General features: G+C 58.4%; 1 protein-coding gene. It reads left to right on the top strand.

All coding sequences use genetic code 11. The features are described from left to right. Positions 1-8: 8 nt before the first annotated feature. Positions 9-233: biotin/lipoyl-containing protein (locus tag MFF40_RS28640; RefSeq protein WP_368858859.1), on the top strand; the 225-nt coding region annotated here is incomplete at its 3' end.

Raw genomic sequence — 233 nt, 5'->3', positions numbered from 1 at the left:
AGGCTTCTATGGAAGTTCCGGCTCCGTTTGCTGGCACCGTGAAAGAGATCAAAGTGAACGTGGGTGACAAAGTGTCTACCGGCTCGCTGATTATGGTCTTCGAAGTCGCGGGTGAAGCAGGCGCGGCAGCTCCGGCCGCTAAACAGGAAGCAGCTCCGGCAGCGGCCCCTGCACCAGCGGCTGGCGTGAAAGAAGTTAACGTTCCGGATATCGGCGGTGACGAAGTTGAAGTG

Origin of the sequence: Methylobacterium mesophilicum, assembly GCF_022179445.1 — a bacterium.
Taxonomy (GTDB): domain Bacteria; phylum Pseudomonadota; class Alphaproteobacteria; order Rhizobiales; family Beijerinckiaceae; genus Methylobacterium; species Methylobacterium mesophilicum.
The sequence above is the reverse complement of the archived record's forward strand: the minus strand, read 5'-3'. Positions and strand labels throughout refer to the sequence as shown.